Origin of the sequence: Rhodoplanes sp. SY1 (assembly GCF_046000175.1) — a bacterium.
Lineage (GTDB): Bacteria > Pseudomonadota > Alphaproteobacteria > Rhizobiales > Xanthobacteraceae > Rhodoplanes.
The window spans coordinates 1-1,926 of sequence record NZ_JBEOMB010000119.1 but is presented as its reverse complement, the minus strand read 5'-3'; the positions used below and the strand labels follow the sequence as shown (position 1 = coordinate 1,926).

At 55.5% G+C, this 1,926-nt stretch carries 2 protein-coding genes; both read left to right on the top strand.

Translation table 11 applies throughout. The features are described 5' to 3' along the window. Nucleotides 1-23: 23 nt before the first annotated feature. Nucleotides 24-725 carry a class I SAM-dependent methyltransferase gene (locus ABTU92_RS24100; protein WP_408094162.1) on the top strand — a complete coding sequence of 234 codons (702 nt, stop codon included), beginning with the start codon at nucleotides 24-26 and terminating at the stop codon, nucleotides 723-725. Nucleotides 726-736: 11 nt separating this feature from the next. Beyond that, the gene (locus ABTU92_RS24095; protein ID WP_408094161.1) at nucleotides 737-1,450 is read left to right on the top strand and encodes a glycosyltransferase domain-containing protein; all 714 of its coding nucleotides are present in this window, start codon (nucleotides 737-739) and stop codon (nucleotides 1,448-1,450) included. The last annotated feature ends 476 nt before the right edge of the window (nucleotides 1,451-1,926 follow it).

Here is a 1,926-nt window from a genome sequence, read left to right as displayed (position 1 = left end):
TCGGATCGGCTCTAAGGAAAAATATGACCCCCATCTGCAATTTGTGCGGATCGACCGAATGGATAGACATGAACGGACGGGTGGGCGTCCGTTGCAGATCGTGTGGGTCGGTTGAACGAACCCGCGCCGTCAAGCTCGTGATGGATCACCTGGGCATCCCCAAGCCGGGAATGAGGGTCTTACATTTGGCTCCAGAAAAAGGGCTTTCAACCTTGTTCTCGGCAGTCTGTGGGGATGGGTACGACCCAGTCGACCTCGATCCGCGGCGTTACTTACACACCAGGACCCGCAAATTTGACATCATCTCAGACGCTTCTACGCTCCCAGACAATCATTACGATATAATCCTTCATCTTCATGTACTCGAACACATTCCGTGCAACCTTGCACATGCAATATACCACTTATATCGAGCACTGAAGCCGGATGGGAGGCATATTTTCTGCATACCCCTTATGAGCGGCCATTACGACGAGTGCTTTGCCCCGTTAAGCAATGAAATGCGCACACTGAGATTCGGGCAATTCGATCATGTTCGCCGTTTTGGCGTTGAAGATTTTGACCATCATATCGGACTGCTATTAAATCTCGATAAGGATTATTCTTTATACAACACACACAGTCGCGACCAGCTTGATGCCTGCAACATTCCTGTGAAGGAGCGATCGGGCCTGAACGGGAGCACTATATTCGTCACTTCCAAAACAGATTATCGTCTTCGTTGATCCTAAAAGTCATGCCCCGCATCTGCGTTTACACCGCCATTATGGGCGACTACGACGAGCTGAAGCCGGTCGTGCGTCAGAGTGTAGCCTGTGATTGGATCTGCTTCGCCGACCGTCCGGGGCCTGAGAAACCGGCCGGGTGGACTGTGATCGAGACAGACCCACCTCAGGTGCACCCGCGCATGCGGGCCAAGTTCTTCAAGCTCCTAAGCCATGAGGTTTTTCCCTGTGGCCGCGTGTCTGATACCTACGGCAAGGGCCCACTGGCGGGGCGATTCTATGATTATCTCGTGTGGATTGACGGCAGCATTCGAGTGAAGTCGCCGACCTTCGTCGAGGAGTTGGTCGGCGCCATCGGGCGTTACGATTGGGCCATGTTCAAGCACCCGGACAGGGACTGCGTCTACGACGAGGTTGTCGCGTCGCGGCACATGGCGAAGTATGCGAACCAGCCCCTTGAGCGTCAGGTGGCTGAATACCGGAGCGATGGCTTCCCGGCAAAGGCCGGCCTGATGGCCTGCGGCGTGATCGCGCGCCGGACACGGTCGCCAACCCTGGCTTGGATCGGCGAGCTCTGGTGGCGCGAGAACGTGATCTGGAGCTATCAGGATCAGCTCTCGCTCCCCTACGTACTCTGGAAGACGGGGTATGGTTACGACCGGATCGACATCAACCTTTGGAAAAACGACTGGTTCAATTGTATTCCTCACAAGAGTACCCGCTAGCAAATACCAGGTTTCGGCGCCCCCGACCTTCCGTAACTGCCGGGCTTGACCCGGCAATCCATCAACACCCGAAAGCTATTCTTCTCTTCGTTGATGGATGCGCGGGTCTTGCCGACGCATGACGAGTCCGTCCGATACCGCGATCTCCAGGTTGAGATATAGCGTAAGACCGTATGTCCGTCTCTGGTGGGTGTGGCTCGTCCAACACTACGTCCCCGAGGGTTGCTCGGGCGAACCGAGCCGATCCTCACCGTAGGAGGACGAGCCATGGACGATAATAGCGAAGCTTTTGTGGGAATCGATGTTTCGTAAGCGTCGTTTCAGTGTGTCCCTCCGGTGAGGGCCGTCTTGCGTCCGGCTCGCTGAGCGGCGAGGTCATTAGGACTATTTCTATGGATAGTCCTAATGACGTATCCATCCGATAGCGGCCGCCTTGTGGGCGAGGGGCTGATTCGATCGTGAGCGTCATCCTGGGA

Bases quoted from the DNA above. Each gene is read 5' to 3' on its own strand.
- ABTU92_RS24100 (WP_408094162.1), top strand. From the start codon at position 24: ATGACCCCCATCTGCAATTTGTGCGGATCGACCGAATGGATAGACATG.
- ABTU92_RS24095 (WP_408094161.1), top strand. From the start codon at position 737: ATGCCCCGCATCTGCGTTTACACCGCCATTATGGGCGACTACGACGAG.